Origin of the sequence: uncultured Algimonas sp. (assembly GCF_947498175.1) — a bacterium.
Lineage (GTDB): Bacteria > Pseudomonadota > Alphaproteobacteria > Caulobacterales > Maricaulaceae > Litorimonas.
The window spans coordinates 101458-123047 of the sequence record NZ_CANMJB010000003.1 but is presented as its reverse complement, the minus strand read 5'-3'; the positions used below and the strand labels follow the sequence as shown (position 1 = coordinate 123047).

Below are 21590 nucleotides of genomic sequence, written 5' to 3'. Positions count from 1 at the left end.
GAAGCGACCTCATGCGGATCACACATTTGCGCGTGGCTGTGGCCATCGCCCGCCTCGAACCTCCAGCCTCCTACGCCAAGGCGCAATCGGAGGCGGCGGCCCATCTCTACCGGATCGGCGCGGCGCAACGGCACGGCCTGTTCGAACCCTTCGATCCCGACGCCCGCGAACTCAATGAGTGGCTGGCCTCCGTGCGGGCCGGGCGCGCGCTCTGCCGGGAAGCCTGGGACATGTTCATGGACGAAGGCGACCGGCGCATCGCGCTGACGGCCTGAAGAACCGGGACGCCTTCCGGGCTGCCGCTGTCCGTCGGCATTGCCCTTAGACATTGAAAACGCGCCCACCCTTGCTATAAGCCGGTCGAACCTCTTCCGCGCGATTTTCAAGGACACATAATGGCATCTCTGGACAGTTTCGGCTGCGAACGCGAGCTCACCGTCGGCTCAAAGACCTATTCCTATTTCGACCTCGCGGTCGCGGAAGCCAACGGCCTGTCTGGCATCTCGAAACTGCCGCGCTCCCTCAAGGTGCTGCTCGAAAACCTGCTGCGCTTCGAAGACGGCAAGACCGTGACCAAGGCCGACATCGAGGCCATGGCCGGATGGCTGACGGAACGCCGCTCATCCCACGAGATCGCCTACCGCCCGGCGCGCGTGCTGATGCAGGATTTCACCGGCGTTCCGGCCGTCGTCGATCTGGCCGCGATGCGCGACGCCATGGCCAATTTCGGCGCCGACCCGGAAAAGATCAATCCGCTGGTGCCGGTCGATCTGATCATCGACCACTCCGTCATGGTCGATTATTTCGGCACCGAAGACAGCTACGAGAAGAACGTGGCGCGCGAATATGAACGCAACGGCGAACGCTACGACTTCCTGAAATGGGGCCAGACGGCGTTCGACAATTTCGCCGTCGTGCCGCCGGGCACCGGCATCTGCCATCAGGTCAATCTGGAATATCTGGCGCAGACGGTCTGGACCAAGACGGTCGGAGCCAAGGAATACGCCTTCCCGGACACGCTGGTCGGCACCGATTCCCACACGACCATGATCAACGGCCTGGGCGTGCTGGGCTGGGGCGTGGGCGGCATCGAGGCCGAAGCCGCCATGCTCGGCCAGCCCATCTCCATGCTGATCCCCGAAGTGGTCGGCTTCGAACTGACGGGCAAGCTGCCCGAAGGCGCGACGGCGACGGATCTGGTGCTGCGGGTCGTGGAAATGCTGCGCGAAAAGGGCGTGGTCGGCAAGTTCGTGGAATTCTACGGCAAGGGGCTCGATTATCTCTCGCTCGAAGACAGCGCGACCATCGCCAACATGTCGCCGGAATACGGCGCGACCTGCGGCTTCTTCCCGGTCGATGACGACACGCTGCGTTACTTGCGCGCGACGGGCCGCGACGAAGAGCGCGTGGCGCTCGTGGAAAGCTATTGCAAGGCGCAGGGCCTGTTCCGCACCGACGATGTGCCGAGCTTCACCGACACGCTGCATCTGGACATGAGCACGGTGCGCCCGTCCCTATCCGGCCCGAAGCGTCCGCAGGACCGGTTCGACCTGGAGGGGTCGGCCGATACGTTCAAGCTCATCATGACCAAGGATTTCGAGAAGGCGGGCGACGCCTCCAACCCGATGCCCGTCGAAGGCCATGACTTCACCATCGATCACGGTCACGTTCTGATCGCGGCGATCACGTCCTGCACCAACACGTCCAACCCGTCCGTCATGATGGCGGCGGGCCTGGTCGCCAAGAAGGCGAACGAGGCGGGCCTGATGGTCAAGCCCTGGGTCAAGACCTCGACCGCGCCGGGTTCCCAGGTCGTGGGCGAATATCTGGAACGCTCCGGTCTTCAGGACGAACTCGACAAGATCGGATTCGACATCGTCGGTTACGGCTGCACCACCTGCATCGGCAATTCCGGACCCCTCGCCCCGCCCATCGCGCAGGCCATCGCCGACGGCGATCTGGTCAGCTGTTCGGTGCTGTCGGGCAACCGCAACTTCGAAGGCCGGATCGGCCCCGACATCAAGGCGAACTTCCTCGCCTCGCCGCCGCTGGTCGTCGCCTATGCGCTGGCCGGGACCATGCACCACGATTTCGAAAAAGATCCGCTCGGCCAGAACAAGGACGGCCAGGATGTGTTCCTGCGCGACCTCTGGCCCACCAGCCAGGAAATCGCGGAGGCGGTGCGCGGCTCGGTCACGCGCGAGCTGTTCGAGCAGGAATATGCCGACGTCTTCAAGGGCGACGCCCGCTGGGCCGACATCGATGTGACGGGCGGCAAGGTCTATGACTGGAACCCGGCGTCGACCTATGTGCGCAACCCGCCCTATTTCGAGGGCATGGGCATCGACCCCGATCCGGTGCGCGACGTCGAAGGCGCCAACATCCTGGCGTTGCTGGGCGATTCGATCACGACGGACCACATCAGCCCCGCCGGTTCGATCAAGTTCGACGGACCGGCAGGCCGCTACCTCCAGGAACGCCAGGTCAGCCGCGAAGCGTTCAACTCCTACGGCTCGCGCCGCGGCAATCACGAAGTCATGATGCGCGGCACCTTCGCCAACATCCGGCTGAAGAACCTGATGGCGCCGGGCACGACGGGCGGGGTGACGAAATACGTCCCGACCGGCGAAGTCATGTCCATCTTCGACGCCGCGCAGCGCTACAAGGCCGACGGGCGCGATCTGGTCGTCTTCGCCGGCTCGCTCTACGGCAACGGATCGTCGCGCGACTGGGCGGCCAAGGGCACGATCCTGCTCGGCGTGCGCGCGGTCATCGCGGAGAGCTTCGAGCGCATCCACCGCTCCAACCTGATCGGCATGGGCGTGCTGCCGCTGGAGTTCATGAATGGCGACGGTTGGCAAAAGCTCGGACTGAGCGGCGACGAACAGGTCAGCATCGGCGATATCGACGACATCAAGCCGATGGACGAACTGCCCGTCACCATCACCATGACGGACGGTTCGACCCAGACGATCACGACCAAGGTGCGGATCGATACGGAAAACGAAATGGAATATTACCGCAATGGCGGCATCCTCCATTACGTGCTGCGCAATCTGGCGCGCGAGGAGCGCCTGGCCGCCTGAGAGCGGTCAAGCCGAGCCGACAACGGACAGGCCCGCTTCGGCGGGCTTTTTCTTTTGCCCTGCTTATTTGCAGGGCAGCCCTCCGGCATGAAACTGTAAATCAGTCGCATTTCCTGTTGTGGATGAGAACTGTTCTCACTAAGGCGCCCCGGTTCAACTCCAAGGGGATCCTCTCATGCGCCTATCCGCGCTGCTGCTCAGCACCGTTCTTTCACCGCTTGTCGCCACCAGCGCCCTGGCCGACGACACGCCGTTCGAAGACGAAATCGTCGTCACCGGTCAGTACCTCTCGCTCGGTCAGGTCAATGCGGTGAAGACGCCGACCCCGATCATCGACATCCCGCAATCGCTGACCATCGTGACGGCGAGCGACATCGCCGAGCAATCCTTCCTCAGCCTCGCCGACGTGACGCGCTACACGCCCGGGGTGAACATCAGCCAGGGCGAAGGTCATCGCGACGCCATCATCATCCGCGGCAACCAGACGACGGCGGACTTCTTCCAGGACGGGCTGCGCGACGATGTCCAATATTACCGTCCCCTCTACAATCTGCAGCAGGTCGAGATCCTGCGCGGGGCCAATGCGCTGCTGTTCGGCCGGGGCGGCGTGGGCGGCATCGTCAACCGCGTCACCAAGCGCCCGGACCTGCGCGACGGGTTTACGGACGTAACGGTCAGCATCGACACGTTCGGCGCCCATTACGGCGCGGTCGACATCAACGCGCCGGTCGGCGACACGGTCGGCATCCGGCTCAACGGGTTCTACGAAGGTCTGGAAAACCACCGCGACTTCTTCGATGGCGAGCGGTTCGGCCTCAACCCGACCGTGGATGTCGAACTCGGACCGCTGACGACGCTCGGCCTGTCCTACGAATATCTGGACGATGACCGCGTCGTGGACCGCGGCGTGCCGTCCGTCGCGGTCGCGGGCGGTCCGGATGTCCCGCTCGAAGGCTTCGACGACACCTTCTTCGGCTCGCCCGACGGCAATTTCACGACTCTCCAAGCGCATATCCTGCGCGGGCGGCTCGACCATCGTTTCAACGATGATCTGCGCGGCAATGCCTCCATCCAGTACGCCGATTACGACAAGGTCTATCAGAACCTCTATGCGAGCGAGTCCGTGGTCCTGACCAACGGCGCATTCCCCGAAGTCGAGCTGGACGGCTACCGCGACGCGACGGAGCGCGACAATTTCCTGGCGCAGGCCAACCTTGTCGGGGAGTTCGATACGGGGTCCATCGGCCACACAGTCCTGTTCGGTCTGGAATATGCCTCCCAGCACACGGATAACGGCCGTTTGGACAACCGTTTCGCCTCGAACGGTGACGACCAGTTGTTCATCCCGTTCACCGATCCGCTCGCCATTCCGGCCTTCGCGTTCAATGTCCCGGCGCGCGAGCGTCGCTCCAACGTCTATGTGTTCTCGGCCTATGCCCAGAACCAGATCGACTTGACGGACCAATTCAAGATCGTGCTTGGCGGCCGCTACGACAATTTCGACATCGACGTCACCGATATCGCGGGCAACGCCCAGTTCACCCGAACGGATGAGGAGATCACGCCGCGTCTCGGCGCGATCTACAAACCGGTCGAAACCGTGTCGATCTATGCCAGCTACAGCGAAACCTTCACGCCGCGCTCCGGCGATCAGTTCCTGACGCTCAATCTCGACACGGCCTCGACCCGTCCGCAATTCACGGAAAACCTGGAAGGCGGTGTGAAATGGGATGTCCGCCCCGATCTCAGCGTCACGGCGGCCGTCTTCTCGCTCGACCGCAAGGGCTTCACCTCGATCGACCCGGACAACCAGCAGCAGCTGATCACGATCGACGGGGCGACCGTCAACGGCCTGGAACTGCAGCTGATCGGCGACCTGACGGATCGCTGGTCGGTCAATGCAGGCTATTCCTACATGGACGGCGAAGTCGAAGATCTCAGTTTCGGCGGGGGAACCGTAGGGGCGGGCACGCTTAACGGCAACAGAACGCGCCAGACGCCGGAGCATACGCTGTCCGTCTGGAACAGCTACCAATTCGACAGCAGATGGAGCGCCGGCCTCGGGGCGACCTATCAGGACAGCTATTTCGTGCGCGAGGACAATAGCGTCGAAGTGCCGGATTTCGTGCGCTTCGATGCCGCCGTCTATTACGACATGTCGGATACGCTGCGCCTGCAGCTCAACGTCGAGAACCTGTTCGATACGGATTACTTCCCGGACGCGCACAGCAACGACAACATCTCGACGGGCGAGCCGCTGAACGCCCGGCTGACGATGCAAAAGCGCTTCTAGGCGTAGCGCGGCAAGGTGCGGGGGCGGGTGCCGGCGGATTGGCAGCCCTCGCGCCGGCACGGGCCTTCCGCCTCGTGGCGCAAGGTGCCGCATCCTTCGCAACAGGTTTCGAACACTTCCGCCGGGGAGTCCGGACCTGCCGCGTCGCACCCCGCTTCGACCCGGGGCGGCAGGATAGACAGTCCGGGCACGGGGTCGCGGCGGCGATAGATGCTGACGTCGCAGCTCGGCTCCAGCACGACCAGATCGATCTGGCCGAGATTGCAGATCCCCCTCAGGCGCAGCAGCTCCATCAGATCGTGCAATCCGATACCGGTCTGGCGCAACTCTTCCGTCAGGACGATGCCTTCGCTGATGACGATGCGAGGCCGGCCTTCCACGCGCGCCCGCAGAGCGGGATTGCGGTCCGCCGCAACGGTGATCGCCTTGTTGACCAGAACGATCACGGTGATGACCAGCAGGCAGTGCAGGATCGGCACTTCGGGATAGAAATTTCCGTCGCCCACGGCCGATCCCAGCGCCAGGATCACCAAGATGTCCAGAATCGACAGATGCGACTTGGACCGACGGCCGAGCAGCCGGATCAGCGTGAACATGTAGCCGTAGATCACCACCGTCCGGAACAGGATTTCCAGCAGGTAGAAGGGCGGCACGTCCCCCAGCAGCATCCGGCCGAGATCGAAGGGTATGATGGGATCGCTCATGGCACGCGTCTAGCGGAGCGCGCCGCGAGATGCACCGGCCGTGTCGCCCCGGACCGGCGTTGCGCAGCGCCCCTCAAGGTCAGGCTACACCGCGTCGGCGGTCTCGCGCTCCGGCACCTGTCCGCCATACATCTCGTCCATGAACAGGGTGAAGATGCGGCGCCCGGCACTGGTCTTGCCGCCCCCGTCGAGGGCCAGGGGCTGGCGGTGGATGGCGCGGGTCAGGGTCGGCAGCAATCCGGACGGAACCGGTTCGTAGGCCATCTTCCAGTCGGAGAAGGCCCGGTCCTTGATGTCGCCTTCATGCAGGATCCGCAGATCGGTGTGGCGCGGATCGTTCTGGATGGTGTGGAACAGGTCCAGGATCACGTCGGTTTCGCCCTCGATGATCTGCAGGAATTGGTGGCGGTCATAACATAGCAGACCGGTCACACCGGCTTGCGCGTTGTTTCGGCGCGAATGGTCGAGCAGGGCGCGCACCTCCTCTGAGCCCATCGGAACGGGCGTCTCGCTGCTATAGACGATCTCCAGAAGGGCGGGGCGGGTGTCGGGCATCAAATCTCGGATCCGGGTTGAAAGGCGCGGTTGCGCGTCAGCATAAAACACATACGGACGGAACGGGAAGCGGGTTTGCCCGAAATAAGGGCCGAATGTCGCTTTTTCAGCGCAGATGGCGGCCGATATCGAATACCCCCAATTGCGAAGACCGCGCCTGCCCGGAAACGCACCAGCTGACGAAATGTTCGCAGTTGCGGACCAGCGGGTTGTAGCGTTGGCCCATGCGGCCGCGAGCGCGCACCACCACTTCGGGTCCCGACAGGGGCGACGCATAGGCCACGCGCCGCGCCGGCCGTCCGCCAGTGAAATCGTCCATGTCCGTTTCCATGACCCGCCCGAACCGGGCGGAACTGTGGATGACCGTGCCGTAGCCGGTCGCCAGACCGACGTGATCGAACAAGCCGCGCACGCGCACGGCCAGCAAGGTTCCAGCCGGATGGACCCGGGCCGTTCGTTCGAAGGGATAGCGTTTCATGCCCTACAGATAGAGGGCCGAACGCCCGAACGCAAAACACCCGGCTCCGCGATGGAGCCGGGTGTTCAAACGCATCAGACGGCAACGGACCTAGCCGCTGCGGTAATCGCCATTCTCGAAGAAGGTGCGGTTGGTGCCCTTCTCATAGTAGTAATAGCGGCCATTGGCGTCCTGATAGCGGGTGGACCGGTCAAGATCGGGCGCGTAAATCGTGCCGTCTTGCATCCTCTTGTCCTTGTTGCTGCCGTGGATCGCGCCACCGATCGCGCCGGCGCCGGCGCCGACTGCGGCCCCTTCGAGAACGCCGACGTCGCCGGAAATGGCGCCGACGCCGGCGCCGATGGCGGCCCCGATTGCCGTTCCGCGCACTGTGTCCCGCTCCACATTATCCGTTGTTTCGCAAGCCGCGAGTGAAACAGCCGCCACACAAAGCAAGCTGGTTTTGATATAGGTATTCATTGTGATCTCCATTGACCCGATTGTGGGTGGCCCCCGCAGGACCCGTAGGCGATAAAAACGCCGAAGCGGGTCTAGAGTTCCTGCGACCTGCGACATAAACGCAAGATGAGCTGCGCATTAACAAACGTTTCGCTTCCAAAAAGGCCGCGCCATGACGATCGAGCCGATCCACCAGACATTGCTGAACCTGATCCATCTCGCCGTGCTGCCGGGCTGGGTCCTGCTGATCCTGGCGCCGCGCTGGCGCTGGACCGACAGGATCGTCCATAGCGGGCTCTATCCCGTGCTGCTGGGTCTGGCCTATGTCGGCTTCCTCGTCTGCGCGCTGATCTACGGCCCCGATGCGGGCGCGGCGGATTTCACGACGCTGGAAGGCATCGCGACGATCTTCGCCCATCCGTTCGGCCTGCTGACGGCTTGGGTGCACTATCTGGTGTTCGATCTGTTCGTCGGCCTGTGGGAGGCGCGCGATGCGCGCCGCCGCGGCATGAGCCATTGGGCGCTGGTGCCCTGCCTGTTGCTGACGTTCCTGGCGGGCCCGGCAGGGCTGCTGCTCTATTTCGCGCTCAGGCGGAAATGGTCGATCGACGGAACCTAGCCGCAGAGCGAGCGGGATTTCCGCAAGGCAGCCGTCACGCCCTTCAAGCTGAAATTGTAGGTCACTTCGGTGCCGCGTTCCGAGACCGCTTCCACCGTCATGTTGGCCCCGGCCCGCATCTGCTTGACCAGGCGGCGCTCGTCGGCATCTTCCGCGATGAAGGCTTCGTTTTCCGCCCCGTACATGTTGACGCCCGTCGATCCGACGCGGGCCATGGGCGACCGGGCGGGCTTTAGCGGGAAGCCCGTCATCAGGGAGGGCTGTTCCGTCGCGTCGCCGTTCGCCCAATTGGACACCAGGAAAAAGACGTCGCCGTGACGGACGGTCTCCGGCGACAGGGCGGTCGGGCGGCTGACGGCGTAGCAGGTCTTCGCCGCGCCGTTGCCGCGCGTGTAGACGGTCCAGTCGCCATGCGTGCTGTCCAGCCGGGGCTGGTTGGCCGCCGCCGGTACGGGAACCAGGACGGCCCATGAGGCGATGGCGATCAGGGCAGGAATGAGCAAGCGTTTCATAAGGCTGGTATAGACCGTCTTCAGGCTTAATTGTCGCTTAACGTCAGCACATTTTTAACAGTGCGGCCGTGTCGGCCAGCACGGCAGGGTTTGCCGGTGAAACCGTTCGACCATCAGCCGTTCCGCCCCAGCCCCGTCTTGCGCTTGCGGTCCTTCTGCACGAGCGGGCGCGGGGCATGGCCGCCGAACAGGATGGACCGGTCATAGAGCGCCAGGGCGGCCGCCAACCCGACATTGACGCAAAACGCCGTCGGGATCTTCACGATGTGGGCGCAGGCGTCCTGAACGGGTTGCGACAGCGATCCTTTTTCCGGGCCGAGAATGTAGGCGGCGTTGAGGGGGTGGCGGAAGCTGGGCAGATCGACTGCGTCGTCCGTCAGTTCCACGCCGACCAGCACGCAGCCTTCGGGGAAACGTGCGGGATCGAAATCCGGCCAGCGGTAATAGGGCAGATGGGTGCTGGACCCGGACGTATCGGTCTGCCGGACGCTCCTGTCGTCCAGGTCGGACCCGATGGTGAAGGCGAAACTCGCGCCGAACGCATGGGCCGTGCGCAGGATGACGCCCAGATTGTGCGCCTTGGACAGGCCTTCGCTGCCAATGCCGAAATAGCCGCGCATCATTCGGCCGCCACGCCGGGATGGGGACGCTCGACCAACCTGACCGAACGGTACATCGCATAGCCTGCGACGAAAGCGCTGCCGACGATGATGATCAGGAAAGGCGTCTTCGGGCCGACATTCATGGCCGCCAGTCCGATCAACCCGAAAGTGGTCAAGTTGACGAACAGGTTGAGCAGGACCGAGCCTGCGCTCATCAGCCGGGCGCGGATGGCCGGATCTGACCGGCGCTGCGCCATGGCTTGCAACGGGACCAGAAAGACGCCGTTGCACAAGGACGCCCCGACCAGGCAGGCCAGGAAGAGAGGGGTGAGCGGATCGGACAGGAAGTCCGACAGCGGCCCGATGGCCTCGGTCCCCGCATAGGTCGGGCTCGGCAGGGCGTAGAGGCCAAGCGTGAATAAAGCGACCCCGATGATGCCGACCGCCGACAGTCGTACGGCCTCCGGACCCCAGACCTTCCAATCGCCGATGAGCATGGTCAGCAGGGACCCGACCAGGATCGCGAGGGTCGAGATCGCCAGAATCAGCATCAGGACCAGGTTTTCGAACCCCATCACCGAGGCGACATAATCCGGAAAGGTCGTCACGAACACGGTCGACAGGCCGTAGAACCAGCTCACGCCGAGCAATGGACGCAATACGTCGGGATTGGAAAACGCCGTCTTGAGGATGGTCCATGTCGCGCTGACGGGCTCGTAATTGACGTTCAAGTCCGGCATCGGCGCGGGCGCGGGAGGGCATTGTTCGGCTGCGAGCCAGCCGAACAATGCCATCACGAACAGCACGATCGCGATCGTGCCCGTGCCGGTCTGGATCACCGCCGTGCCGACGATCGTGCCGATCAGCAGCACGGCGAACTGGACCCCGCTCATCAGCGCATTGCCGGTGATGAGTTCGTCCTTGGTCAGCCATTGCGGCAGAACGGCGTTCTTGGTCGGGGAGAAGAAGGCCGATTGAGCGCCCATCAAGCCCAGGCAGAGGGCGAGGATGCGCACGTCTTCGAGCAGGAAGCCGAGCCCGGCCAGCGCCATGATGAGAATCTCGGCGCGCTTGACCCAGCGGAAGATCACGCCGCGGTCGACCTTGTCCGCGATCTGGCCGGAAATGGCGCACAGGATCGTGAACGGACCGGTGAAGATCAAGGCGGCGACCGGCACGCGGATCTGGCTCGGCAGGTCGGACAGGAAGGCCACGCCGCCGAACGTGATCAGCGCGATCAACGCGTTCTTCAGCGTGTTGTCGTTGAACGTGCCTGTCTGGAACAGCACGAAAAGCGGCGCAAACCGCCGCTGCCGCAACAGATGTCCGGCGGCTTTCGCGCTCACGCGGGGGCCTTGTTGCGCGCGGCACGGGCCTGGGCGGTCTTGTTCAGAGCGAGTTTGCCGATATCGTCCGGGTCGAGCGCGCCGGGGACCGCATGGTCGAGCAATTCGAGCGAGCGCGTCTCGATCCGGTCTTGCAGCCGCGTCATGAACGCCTCTTTGCCGAGACCGGGCGGGATCGGGTCGAGGAATTCCACCTTGGCAGGCCCCGGATGCTTGATCCAGTCCCTCTGGTTCCAGCGCTGGCCCAGATTGGTCGCGACCGGCACGACGGGGCAATCGAAGTCCTGCTGCAGATGCCAGACCCCCTTCTTGTAGGGATGATGGGTGCCGACGCGGCTGAGATGGCCTTCCGGGTAGATCAGGATGCGCCGGCCCTGTTCGCGCACGATGCGGGATGTCTCGGCCATGCGCGCCCATGTCCCCGCCCCGCCGCAGCTCTCCACCACGACAGCATTCATCTTGGCGAGGATGACTTTGATGAGCCAGAACTTCTCCAGATGGTCGCCCGTGACGAAGGACAGGTCGTCGAACTGGTGGAACATGACGATGCCGTCGCCATAGCTCTGATGCTTGGCCGCGATGATGACCGGTCCGTCGTCCGGCACGCGTTCATGGCCCGTGACCTCGACCGTGACGCCCGCAATCGTGCGCAGGCCCCAGCGGACCAGCTGCGTATAGCGCCGCAAGGACGTCATCAGCAACGCCCGTCCGGGCACGAGGCTGAACACGACGCCGATCACCGCATAGAGCGCGGTGGCCGCATAGAAGAACAGGTTGAACAGGGTGGACCGGATCATGATGGCGAGAGTGGCGGGCGGACCGCGCCTTGTCCAGCGGCGCGACGAAACCGAAAGCGCGCCATGCGTGAGCGGAAGGTCGACTTGGGGGAGGATCGCCGCCGGATCATCCGTCCCACACACGCGATGCCGCCACGCCTCACCTTGCGCCGGCCTTGCGTGCGTCCTAGCCATGGGACCGTGGAGACCGCATGAAGAAAGCCCTGTCCGCCGTTCTGGCCATCATCGTCCTGGTGATCGCCTATCTCCTGCTTTGGCCCGTATCCGTCGCGCCCGCGGCCTGGGACGCGCCGGAAGACACGGGCTATGTCGGCGACTTCGCCCCTAACCGCGATCTGGCCGACCTCACCCATATCGACCTGGCCCCGCATCACGGCCCCGAAGACATCGTCGCGCTGGATGACGGCCGTCTGCTCACGGCGACGCAGGAAGGCTACATACTGCGCGTCGATCCCGACACCGAGACCGTGTCCGTTCTGGCGGAAACGAACGGCGTTCCCTTGGGATTGGAGATGGACCCGGCCACGAACCGGTTGATCGTGGCGGACGCCTATCGCGGATTGCTGTCGGTCGGAATGGACGGATCGGTCGAGACATTGACGGACAGCGTTGACGGGACGCCGATCCTCTACGCCGACGATCTGGACATTGCGGATGACGGCACGATCTATTTTTCCGACGCCTCCACCAAGTTCGGCGCGCAAGATGCCGGGTCGACCCTGGATGCGAGCCTGCTCGAAATCATGGAGTCCGCCGGGACGGGCCGCCTGCTTGCCTACGATCCGGCCACGCGAGAAACCCGTATGGTCGCGGACGGTTTCGTCTTCGCCAACGGCGTCGCCATGGCCCTGGACGGAGACGTGATGATGCTCGAAACGGGCCGCTACCGCCTGCTGAAGATCGACCCGGACGGCGGCGCTCGAACCGTCCTGATCGACAACCTTCCCGGTTTCCCGGACAATATCAATCGCGGCCCGGACGGCACTTACCTCATCGGCATCGTCAGCCCGCGCTCCGAGTGGCTGGACGCCAATGCGGGCAATGTCCTGATGCGCAAGATCGCCATGCGTCTGCCGGAATCCCTGCGGCCCAGCGCGCAGCCCTATGGATTGATCCTCCAGGTCGATGCGGATGGCGACGTCCTGCGCAGCTGGCACGATCTGGACGGACGATATCCCACCACGACCGGCGCCGTCGTCGTGGGCGACCGTATGTATGTCACCTCCCTGCTGTCGCCGACCCTCGGCTACCGCCCCTACCCTTAGAAGGACCCCGCATGTCTGATCGCTTCTACGAACTCGTCGTCTATGGCAGCACCGGCTATACGGGCCGCCTCGTCGCCGAATATCTGCACGCCGAATATGGCGACGATCTGCGCTGGGCGATGGCGGGCCGGTCCCAAGACAAGCTGGAAACCGTGCGGGCCGAGATGGGCCTGCCGGACAGTGTCGACCTCATCGTCGCGGACTCATCCGATCCCGACAGCCTCGCTGCGATGTGCGAGCGGACGCAAGCTGTCATCACCACGGTCGGCCCCTACCAGCTCTACGGCGAACCGCTGGTCAAGGCCTGCGTCGCGGCCGGGACGGACTATGTCGATCTGTCGGGCGAGCCGGCCTGGATGCGCGACATGATCGACCGCTACGACGACGCGGCCAAAGCGAGCGGGGCGCGCATCGTGCATAGTTGCGGTTTCGATTCCATCCCCTTCGACATGGGCGTCTATCTGTTGCAGCGCAAAGCCAAGGCGAAGCGGGGCGAGCCGTTTTCGCGCGTGCGCGGCCGCGTGCGCAAGATGGAAGGCAAGTTTTCCGGCGGCACGGCCGCCTCGCTCGGCCATACGCTGGTGCGCGCGAAGGAAGAGCCGCACATCCTCGACTGGCTGAAGGATCCGTTTTCGCTATCAGACGGCTTCACCGGACCGAAACAGCCGACCGGGCACAAACCCATGGAAGAACCGGACCTCGGCAGCTGGTCCGCGCCTTTCATCATGGCCGCGATCAACACCAAGAACATCCACCGCTCCAACGCGCTGATGAACCACGCTTACGGCGAAGATTTCACCTATGACGAAATGATGTTCACCGGCCCGGGCGATCAAGGCAGACAGACCGCCGAAATGGTCGCGTCGCAGGATCCCTTCGGCAAGACCCCGCCGAAACCGGGCGAAGGCCCGACCCAGGAAGAACGCGACAACGGCTTCTACGAGATCGCCTTCTATGGCGGAGACGGAAACGACGCCATGACCGCCGTCGTGACGGGCGACAAGGATCCGGGCTACGGCTCGACCTCGAAGATGATCGCCGAAGCCGCCCTCTGCCTCACGCGCGACGTGGACCGCGACGTCACGCCCGGCGGCGTCTACACGCCAGCGCCGGCGTTCGGCAACGCCCTGATCGAGCGGCTGGAGGCCCATGCGGGGCTGACGTTCCGCATGGAGGGATGATGCGCTGATGCGCCTCCTTCGAACGGCCTTGTCGAGTCTGGTCGTTCTTGGCGGCCTCCATCTTTTTTGAAACGCTGCTGCCGGGTCCCCGCGCGGTGCGGCACAGTTGGAAGACTGCCTGCTCGAATTCTGCGAGGCGCTCATGGGTGGCCCGGTCATGCTGCGATCCTGTCTGACATCCGACAGGGCCGAGCCGGAGCGTCAGGCATTGGCCAACAACATTCGCTCGAGCATGGAATCGTTTGCATCCCAGCCGCCCGGCCTGTGCGGGCCTGTCTGGAACCGGCATGCGGCCAAGGCGAAGGCCCGCCTCGACGACACACACGCCTGTGGCAGCACACTTGCGGCGCAGAGCGGACCGTTGGCGCGCGAACTGCTACGGCGATGTTCCTGGGACCAGCACCTGCTGGGCCTCACCTCCGACGGTCTTTCGATCGAAGCATCGTCATGCGCCCCGGGCGCCGCCCGCATTCCGGTCCTGCAGACCGCCGTTGTGCGCATGGAGAATGCGAGCTGGCTCGACCGGCTGAGCCGCGAGCAGATCGTGCGGTTCTACAGGTCCGACAAGACGCGCGAGGCGATCTACGTTCTCGTTCAGCATGCGGAAATGTTCCAAACGACGCAGCGATCCGTTCTCGATGCGCTCCTCGCCGCGCATGAAGCGGAGCCGGATCTGGGCCAGCCGATTGCGGCGCTTCACGACAGATTGCAGATCGCAAGCGATGGAACGCAGACCTACGGCACGCATACACACTGTCCTGCACCGGGTCCGGCCGTGCCGGGTTTTCCGATCGATCATCGCCCTGTCGCCGGGTTTCCGACGCGTGAAAGCCTGGGGCTTGCAGCGCTAGATGACTTTCTCGCCAAAAGATGCCGACCCTCCGAACAGGACGGGGAATAGCCGGAATCGATCAAGAAGCGACGCTGACCGTGTCGGGCAGGCCGTCGCGGATGATGGCGGCAACGCGCTTGGCGAGGATGCGGCGCGATGTGCTGCGCCGAACGGTCAGGTTGATGCGCCGCGCCGCGCCTTCGTCCTCCAGGGTGCGGTCCTGCAGGCCCAGCTCGTCCGACAGGCCGCCCATGGCGAGGGCCGGGACAAGCGTCACGCCCTGGCCTTGCGCGACGAGGTTGATGAGTGTCTCCAGCGAAGTGGCGCGCAAGGAGGCGGGCCGGGCGGGCGTGTCGCAGATGGCCAGGGCCTGATCGCGGAAACAGTGGCCTTCGGTCAGCAGCAGCACGTCGTCGCGGTCCACGTCGGCCATGCGCAGATGCGCGAGCGAGGACAGGTCGTGCCCGTCCGGGAAGACCAGGCGGAACGGCTCCGTATAGAGCGGGATGGCTTCGAGTGCGTCGGATTCGGGCGGCGTGGCCAGGATTGCGGCGTCGATCTCCCCGGCTTCCAGATCCTGCACCAACCGTTCCGTGATGTCCTCTCGGTAGATGACGGACAGCTCCGGCAGCGCGTCGCGCAGCCGCGCCACGAAACGCGGGATCAGATAGGGCGCGACCGTCGGGATCAGGCCCAGCCGGAATTCACCGGCGAACGGATCCTGCGCGGCTTGGGCGATCTGGCGGATTTCCCCGGCCGCGCGCAGGGCCAGCCGCGCCTGCTGCGCCACGGCGCGGCCCGCTTCGGTTGCGCGCGCGCCGCCGCGGCCCCGCTCGAACAGCAGGACGCCCAGCTCCTCTTCCAGTTTCTTGATCTGTCCCGACAGGGTCGGCTGGGACACGTGGCAACGCTCGGCGGCCTGTCCGAAATGGCCGGTCTCGGTGACGGCGAGGACATATTCCAGATCGCGCAGATTCATGGCCCGCCTATCGGGCCCGCCGCCGGGGCTTGCAAGGACCGCCGTCACACTGCGCCGCCGTCACGGAAAATCTTCAAAGGCCGACGACCCACCCCTCTTCGCGCATGACGGCCCGGCGCTCGGCCCCGGCGAGGCCGGGCGCGCTTAGCGCGTCCCGCATCCGGCCGCTGTCGTTCCATAGCTGGAAGTCGCGCAGGACGGCTTCGACCTGGCGGCGGTCCTTCACGTCCGGCCCGTCCGGCACGCAGTGCGCGGACGGGTAGATCTCGGCCATCACCACCGGGGCGGCGAGCGCATCGGCAAACCCGGTTTCGAACGGCCAAACGGCGATCCGGTCCGCATGGCGTCGCCGCAATCCTTCCAGCCGGGCGATGCCCAGCAGGGCCTGGCTGCCGACGCTGCCCGTATAGGCCAGCTTGAATACAGGCGAGGCGCTTGGCAGGCGGCGTTCCGCAGCGCGCAGATAGCCGAACGCGTACGGCCAATCGCCTTTCGTTCCATCGGGATAGCGCTTCGCGGAGAGCCCCTGCGGAAGGTCGCGTCCGACATGGCCCCAGAACGGGCCATCCGCGGAGCCGAGCACGCGATTGGCTCGGGCGGCGACCGCAAACCGGTTGGAGCGGTTGTCCGGTCCGTCCTCGACCCTGTCGTGCAACCATGCCCAGACGCCGTCCCAGCCGCTCAGGCCCAAGCCAGCGGCGAAACCGGCCGGATAGCCGAAAGCGAAGTCCCAGCCGATCAGAAGGCGCTCGCGCCGTATCCGCGAGGCTTCCATGACGGTTTCGACCGCAATCATGGCGGCGTCGCGCGTCGCCGGATTGAGGGTCAGGCCGTGACTGTCGGCGATCCAGATCGAATCCGCGCCAGTCTTGGGCGAATTGGCGGCCGACCAGTCCACGACGACGATGCGGTCGAACAAGGTTGCCGATGGAGAATCGGTCACAATTCCGCCCTTCCTAAATCGCCGTCGATGATTATCCTGACGCATGAACGGAGTTATCGCATGACCACGAACCCCTATCTACGCAATGCCGCAATCGCGGTCTTGGCGGCGTTCGCCCTGTCGGCCTGCGCGACGGCGCAGAACAATCCGACGGCGACGGACGATATCCGCACGGCGCAGGACCGCGCGCAAACGGACGCGCGAACCTATGAGCAATCCGAGATGGTCGCGGCGATCTCGACCCATCTGGGCGTCACGAGCGAGTCGGCGGCCACGGCCATCGAGCGGCTGTTCCGCGACCGCGGCAAGCCCGTCGGCTACATCACCGGGGAGGAAGGCGGCGGTGCCCTGACCATCGGCGCGCGCTTCGGCAAGGGCACGCTGTGGATGAAGGACGGGACCAGCCGCGAGATCTACTGGCAGGGTCCGACGATCGGGTTCGATGTAGGCGGCGAGGCCAGCAAGGTCTTCACGCTGGTCTATGACCTGCAGGACGTCGACGACATCTATCGCCGCTTTCCGGGCGTGGATGGGTCGGCCTTCCTGATCGGCGGCATGGCCGTGAACTATCAGAGCACGAACGGCATCACGCTGGCCCCCGTGCGGACCGGTGTCGGCGTGCGCCTTGGCGCCAATGTCGGCTACACGCGCTATACGAAAAAGCGCGCTTTGCCGTTCTAGCCGGTCCCGACCGCCTCTTCGAGGGTCGCGAAGCCGTCTGCGGCCAACCGCGCAGAGAGGTCTTCGCAGATCTCGCCCACGAGCTGCGGCCCGTGGAAGACCAGCGCGCTGTAGAGCTGGACCGCCTTCGCCCCGGCGCGGATCTTGGCATAGGCCTGGGCGCCGGAGCCGACCCCGCCGACGCCGATCAGGTTGATCCGGCCTTCGGTCGCATCGAAGAACTGGCCCAGCAGCCGGGTGGATTTCCCGAACAGGGGCTGGCCGGACAGGCCGCCCGCCTCGTCCTTCCACCGCGCGCCGATGCTGTCGGGCCGGTCGATGGTCGTGTTGGACACGATGATGGCGTCCAGCGCGTAGGTGCGGACCTGTTCGACCACGCGCGGCACGGCTCCCTCGTCCAGATCGGGCGCCACCTTCAGGAAGACGGGATAGTTAGGGCCGCCCGCGGCCAAGCCGCTCCGGGTCTGGGCGATCCGTTCCAGCAATTCGTCCATTTCGTCCGCGCCCTGCAGCTTGCGCAGGCCGGGCGTGTTGGGCGAGCTGATATTGATGGTGAAATAGTCGCACAGACCCCAGAGGCGCGTCAGCCCATCCACGTAATCGGCGATACGGTCGGGGCTGTCCTTGTTGGCTCCCAGATTGGCGCCGACGATGCCCGGCCGGTCCTGGCGGGCGCGCAAGCGACGGGCGAACGGGTCCAGCCCGTCATTGTTGAACCCCATCCGGTTGATGACGGCGTCGTGCTCGGACAGGCGGAACAGGCGCGGACGGGCGTTCCCGGCTTGTGCGCGCGGCGTGACTGTGCCGCACTCCACGAAGCCGAACCCGCTGGCCAGCATGGCGTCCGGCACGTCGGCATTCTTGTCGAACCCCGCCGCCAACCCCACCGGGTTGGGCAGATCGAGCCCACCGATGCGTGTTCGAAGCTCGGGCCGGTCGATGGCCGGGCCTTGGGGCCCGAACCCGGCCCGCAACAGCCTGACGGTGGTCGTATGGGCGGTTTCGGCCGGAAGACGGCGCAAAAAGGCTGTGCCGGTCTTGTAGAGCAGGCTCATGGAAAATTGTCCGATCCGGTCGTTGCGGCGATCGACCGGACCGATAGCGCCGCCACGCCTCGATGGCCAGGCCCGAGCCCAAGCCGTTTGGCATGATGCACCGATAGAGGTAGGAGAAGGCATGAGCCTGTCTCCGACAATACACAAAGGTTTTATCGGGATCGTGGCCGCAGGGTTGGTTACGGGAGCCTGTGCGGCATCGGACATCTCCCCCAAGGTTCTTTCCACACCCGCCGCAGTTGCCGAATATCTGAAAAGCAGTGAAGTCTCTCCCTTCGACTGCCTGGACGAGGAAGCCCGCTATTTCTTCGTCAACAGCCTCGTCTTCGGTGATCGCGGCCTGACAAGTTATGCTTACATCTACCTGTCGGATCTGAACCCGGAGGAGAGGCAAGCCTTGCTCGGCCTATTCGACGCGGAAGCCGATCCGGCGCGTCCCCATTGCCCCGTGCGCGAAAATGACCTGTCTCCGCCGAGCGAGCTGGCCGCCCGGCTCGTCTCGTTGCAAAAGACGGAGGCGGGCGATTTCGATGAAACCTCCCAGGATCGCGTGCGCGCGCGATTGGATTCGCATCTACCTCGCGAGCAATGGGAGGCTCTGTTGGGCGCAGCCGGGCCTTGGGCCATCCGGACGCTCATGCTCGAAGCCGGCCAGGCGGGCTACGGTCCGGAGACATTGGAGGGGCTGTTCCGCCGATTGGAGTCACGAGAACAGGCGCGTCCGGAAGATGCCCGCCGGCTGCACCGAGCCTATATCGACCGCCGTGACCTAGCCGCGGCGGAGCGCTTCTCCCAAGCTCGGCCACATTATGAACTCATCACGCCGAGCTGGCCGGAGCGGGTCGATCTGAAGCCCGGAGAACGACGTGTCCTGACCTTGGCGCGGGACGGGACGTTGCGGGAACGGGCCGTCGATTTGACCGATTACGGCCTATTGGTGTTGAGCAGCCCGTCCTGCGGCTTCTGCCATCGAGCCCGCGCCGCCATCACGCGGGACGACGCGTTGTTCGCGGCGATGTCACGGTCGTCCCTTTGGGTGTCCCCGCCATCGGAACTGCCCAGCGACGCTCCGCAAAGACGCTGGTCGGACGAGGAGCCCGAACTGGCGCATCATATCGCCTATGCGCGCGAGGACTGGCCCGAAGTCGAACTCTGGGCGACGCCGACTTTTCTGTTTCTGGAAGACGGAAAGGTCGTCGGCCGTCTGACGGGATGGCCGGAGGACGAAGCCATGTCCCGCTTGGCGGCTTTGCGCGGCCATCTATTGGACTGACGAAAGAAGCCGGGGCGTCACCCTATGGCGGACACGTCGTATCGTCCATCGGACCCAGGCCGTAAAATCCAGTGCCGCCGCAAAGCGGACCGAGGCAAGGAGCCGTAGAGATGCGGGAAAAGAGCTCCACCGCGCGACGACTCCCAGCATAACTCAGAACCATTCAGAGCTGTCCTGTCGATCTCGGCCAGAACGATCTGCGCGGCAGTCGCATAATGCCTGTCTAGCGTTCCCTGGAGCTGGCCGATTGTCGAAAAGTGGATGAAGCCGTCCGTCTGGTCGAGCACGCTGCCGTGCGTCAGACCATCACACTGGAAAGTCGCCCAATCCGCTGGGCTGAAGATCTTGTAGATGAAGGCAGGTTCCGATGGCGTGGGTGTCGGGTCAATCGGCATGTGGCCTCATGGCGAATGCACAGTGTCGGGGCAATAGGCGGCGGCGGACGCACAGATATTGCTCATCGCCCCTGCCGACCGACCCAAGACGAGAGGAAGGACTCGCTGGCCGATCGGATATCGTCTCCGGTCCACCGGTCTTGAGATGATCTGGAGGGACAGGCATGGGCGGAATTGGCGGACGCAACTGGATGAAGATGAGAGGGGCGGCCATCGCAGCGGGTTTGGCGCCTGCGCTGTTGCCCGGCATCGCCACGGCGCAGGACGCCGTCGTCGTGGTTGAGGCGGCCAATTCGACGCAATTCGTCTTCAATACGCTGCTGTTCCTGATCGGCGGCTTTCTCGTCATGTGGATGGCGGCGGGCTTCGCCATGTTGGAAGCCGGATTCGTGCGGACCAAGAACGTCTCCATGCAGTGCCTGAAGAACATTTCGCTCTATTCGGTGGCTGGGCTGGTCTTCTGGGCGATCGGCTACAACGTCATGTACGGCGTGGGCGAAGGCGGCTTCATGGGCGCACCCTTGCCTTACGCGTTCACCGACGACGATCTGGCGACGGGCTATTCGGCCTATTCAGACTGGTTCTTCCAGATGGTGTTCTGCGCCACGACGGCTTCGATCGTGTCGGGAACGGTCGCCGAACGGATCAAGTTCTGGCCGTTCATGATCTTTGTGGTCGTGCTGACGGGGCTCATCTATCCGATCGTCGGGGCGTGGGAATGGGGCGGCGGGATGCTGAATTCAGACGATTTCGTCGCCTTTGCGGGCTCGGAGTTTTCCGATTTCGCCGGGTCCACGCTGGTTCACAGCACGGGGGGCTGGGCGGCCTTGATGGGGGCGTGGATCCTCGGCCCGCGCCTGGGCAAATATGTCGGCGGCCGGACCGTGCCCATCGTGGGCAGTTCCATTCCGCTCGCCACGCTCGGCATGTTCATCCTGTGGCTCGGCTGGTTCGGCTTCAACGGTGCGTCCCAATTGGCCATGGGCACGATCAGTGACGCTGACGACGTCGCGCGCATCTTCGTCAACACCAATACGGCCGCCGCCGCCGGGGTCGTGGCCGCCGTGCTCTATACCCAGCTGCGCTACGGCAAGGTGGACGTCACGTTGGCCATCAACGGCGCGCTGGCCGGCCTCGTCGCCATCACGGCTGGCCCGCTTGACCCCAGCGTGCCGCAGAGCATCCTGATCGGCGCGGTCGGATCCTTGCTGGCTTGCCTCACCGTGCCGCTGCTCGACAGGCTGAAGATCGACGACGTTGTCGGCGCCATTCCGGTGCATCTGGTTGCGGGCATCTTCGGCACGCTGGTCGTGGCCTGGACCACGCCGGAGATCGCATTCCTGGCACAGCTGATCGGCGTGCTGACGGTCGGCCTGTTCGTCAGCCTCGTCTCCGCCGTAGTCTGGTTCGCCCTGAAAGCCACGATCGGCCTGCGCGTGTCGGAAGAGGACGAGATCATCGGCCTCGACCAAGCCGAAATCGGCGTTCCCGCCTATCCGGAGTTCGTCACGCCCTAGCGCGAAGCTGTTTCCCTCTGCTTTCCCCCTGCGACGCCT

General features: G+C 64.6%; 22 protein-coding genes. 10 read left to right on the top strand and 12 right to left on the bottom strand.

All coding sequences use genetic code 11. The features are described from left to right. Positions 1–11 precede the first annotated feature (11 nt). From Q0718_RS05430 to Q0718_RS05420, 3 genes are all read left to right on the top strand, one after another. Positions 12–275 carry a hypothetical protein gene (locus Q0718_RS05430; RefSeq protein WP_298914640.1) on the top strand — a complete coding sequence of 88 codons (264 nt, stop codon included), beginning with the start codon at positions 12–14 and terminating at the stop codon, positions 273–275. Between the two features lie 120 nt (positions 276–395). Beyond that, positions 396–3086 carry an aconitate hydratase AcnA gene (acnA, locus tag Q0718_RS05425; protein ID WP_298914637.1) on the top strand — a complete coding sequence of 897 codons (2691 nt, stop codon included), beginning with the start codon at positions 396–398 and terminating at the stop codon, positions 3084–3086. A gap of 175 nt (positions 3087–3261) precedes the next feature. Continuing rightward, positions 3262–5379 carry a TonB-dependent siderophore receptor gene (locus Q0718_RS05420; RefSeq protein WP_298914633.1) on the top strand — a complete coding sequence of 706 codons (2118 nt, stop codon included), beginning with the start codon at positions 3262–3264 and terminating at the stop codon, positions 5377–5379. On the opposite strand, the gene Q0718_RS05415 is transcribed toward Q0718_RS05420, so the two are convergent. The 4 genes from Q0718_RS05415 to Q0718_RS05400 all read right to left on the bottom strand — a co-directional run bounded on the left by Q0718_RS05415 (position 5376) and on the right by Q0718_RS05400 (position 7575). After that, complete coding sequence (locus tag Q0718_RS05415) at positions 5376–6083, bottom strand: YetF domain-containing protein (protein WP_298914631.1); 708 nt, start codon at positions 6081–6083, stop codon at positions 5376–5378. The genes Q0718_RS05420 and Q0718_RS05415 overlap by 4 nt on opposite strands. An 84-nt stretch (positions 6084–6167) precedes the next feature. Continuing rightward, positions 6168–6638 (bottom strand): BLUF domain-containing protein, encoded by a 471-nt coding sequence (locus Q0718_RS05410; protein ID WP_298914628.1) that lies wholly within the window; start codon positions 6636–6638, stop codon positions 6168–6170. A gap of 106 nt (positions 6639–6744) precedes the next feature. Then, complete coding sequence (locus Q0718_RS05405) at positions 6745–7116, bottom strand: lecithin retinol acyltransferase family protein (protein WP_298914625.1); 372 nt, start codon at positions 7114–7116, stop codon at positions 6745–6747. Positions 7117–7206: 90 nt separating this feature from the next. Further along, on the bottom strand, positions 7207–7575 hold the full coding sequence (locus Q0718_RS05400; protein ID WP_298914622.1) for a YMGG-like glycine zipper-containing protein: 369 nt from the start codon (positions 7573–7575) through the stop codon (positions 7207–7209). 151 nt (positions 7576–7726) lie between these two features. On the opposite strand from Q0718_RS05400, the gene Q0718_RS05395 reads away from it, so the two are divergent. Further along, on the top strand, positions 7727–8173 hold the full coding sequence (locus Q0718_RS05395) for an ABA4-like family protein (protein ID WP_298914619.1): 447 nt from the start codon (positions 7727–7729) through the stop codon (positions 8171–8173). On the opposite strand, the gene Q0718_RS05390 is transcribed toward Q0718_RS05395, so the two are convergent. From Q0718_RS05390 to Q0718_RS05375, 4 genes are all read right to left on the bottom strand, one after another. Further along, the gene (locus Q0718_RS05390) at positions 8170–8685 is read right to left on the bottom strand and encodes an invasion associated locus B family protein (RefSeq protein WP_298914616.1); all 516 of its coding nucleotides are present in this window, start codon (positions 8683–8685) and stop codon (positions 8170–8172) included. The two genes, Q0718_RS05395 and Q0718_RS05390, sit on opposite strands and share 4 nt — an antisense overlap. A 113-nt stretch (positions 8686–8798) precedes the next feature. Next, entirely contained in the window at positions 8799–9308 is a 510-nt protein-coding gene (locus Q0718_RS05385) for an RNA methyltransferase (RefSeq protein ID WP_298914613.1), read from the bottom strand. Then, the gene (locus tag Q0718_RS05380) at positions 9305–10633 is read right to left on the bottom strand and encodes an MFS transporter (RefSeq protein ID WP_298914610.1); all 1329 of its coding nucleotides are present in this window, start codon (positions 10631–10633) and stop codon (positions 9305–9307) included. Before Q0718_RS05380 ends, Q0718_RS05385 begins: the two co-directional genes overlap by 4 nt. Further along, complete coding sequence (locus Q0718_RS05375) at positions 10630–11430, bottom strand: 1-acyl-sn-glycerol-3-phosphate acyltransferase (RefSeq protein ID WP_298914607.1); 801 nt, start codon at positions 11428–11430, stop codon at positions 10630–10632. Before Q0718_RS05375 ends, Q0718_RS05380 begins: the two co-directional genes overlap by 4 nt. Before the next feature lie 191 nt (positions 11431–11621). On the opposite strand from Q0718_RS05375, the gene Q0718_RS05370 reads away from it, so the two are divergent. From Q0718_RS05370 to Q0718_RS05360, 3 genes are all read left to right on the top strand, one after another. Next, positions 11622–12695: an SMP-30/gluconolactonase/LRE family protein gene (locus Q0718_RS05370; protein ID WP_298914604.1), complete on the top strand. Its 1074-nt coding sequence runs from the start codon at positions 11622–11624 to the stop codon at positions 12693–12695. 11 nt (positions 12696–12706) lie between these two features. Beyond that, positions 12707–13876 (top strand): saccharopine dehydrogenase NADP-binding domain-containing protein, encoded by a 1170-nt coding sequence (locus Q0718_RS05365; RefSeq protein WP_298914602.1) that lies wholly within the window; start codon positions 12707–12709, stop codon positions 13874–13876. A gap of 157 nt (positions 13877–14033) precedes the next feature. Continuing rightward, positions 14034–14777, top strand: a complete 744-nt coding sequence (locus Q0718_RS05360; protein ID WP_298914599.1) for a hypothetical protein — start codon at positions 14034–14036, stop codon at positions 14775–14777. A 10-nt stretch (positions 14778–14787) separates the two neighbouring features. Here the strand turns inward: Q0718_RS05360 and Q0718_RS05355 are convergent, their stop codons facing one another. Together Q0718_RS05355 and Q0718_RS05350 are read right to left on the bottom strand one after the other, a co-directional pair. Continuing rightward, positions 14788–15687: a LysR substrate-binding domain-containing protein gene (locus tag Q0718_RS05355; RefSeq protein ID WP_298914596.1), complete on the bottom strand. Its 900-nt coding sequence runs from the start codon at positions 15685–15687 to the stop codon at positions 14788–14790. 73 nt (positions 15688–15760) lie between these two features. After that, complete coding sequence (locus Q0718_RS05350; protein ID WP_298914593.1) at positions 15761–16630, bottom strand: hypothetical protein; 870 nt, start codon at positions 16628–16630, stop codon at positions 15761–15763. A 60-nt stretch (positions 16631–16690) separates the two neighbouring features. On the opposite strand from Q0718_RS05350, the gene Q0718_RS05345 reads away from it, so the two are divergent. Beyond that, complete coding sequence (locus Q0718_RS05345) at positions 16691–17311, top strand: EipA family protein (protein WP_298914590.1); 621 nt, start codon at positions 16691–16693, stop codon at positions 17309–17311. On the opposite strand, the gene Q0718_RS05340 is transcribed toward Q0718_RS05345, so the two are convergent. Beyond that, complete coding sequence (locus Q0718_RS05340; RefSeq protein WP_298914587.1) at positions 17308–18366, bottom strand: quinone-dependent dihydroorotate dehydrogenase; 1059 nt, start codon at positions 18364–18366, stop codon at positions 17308–17310. The genes Q0718_RS05345 and Q0718_RS05340 overlap by 4 nt on opposite strands. Before the next feature lie 121 nt (positions 18367–18487). On the opposite strand from Q0718_RS05340, the gene Q0718_RS05335 reads away from it, so the two are divergent. Further along, positions 18488–19639: a hypothetical protein gene (locus Q0718_RS05335; protein ID WP_298914584.1), complete on the top strand. Its 1152-nt coding sequence runs from the start codon at positions 18488–18490 to the stop codon at positions 19637–19639. A gap of 17 nt (positions 19640–19656) precedes the next feature. On the opposite strand, the gene Q0718_RS13665 is transcribed toward Q0718_RS05335, so the two are convergent. After that, positions 19657–20034 (bottom strand): DUF952 domain-containing protein, encoded by a 378-nt coding sequence (locus Q0718_RS13665; protein WP_366523827.1) that lies wholly within the window; start codon positions 20032–20034, stop codon positions 19657–19659. A gap of 164 nt (positions 20035–20198) precedes the next feature. Here Q0718_RS13665 and Q0718_RS05330 point away from each other — a divergent pair, with 164 nt between their 5' ends. After that, on the top strand, positions 20199–21551 hold the full coding sequence (locus Q0718_RS05330; RefSeq protein ID WP_298914581.1) for an ammonium transporter: 1353 nt from the start codon (positions 20199–20201) through the stop codon (positions 21549–21551). Positions 21552–21590 lie beyond the last annotated feature (39 nt).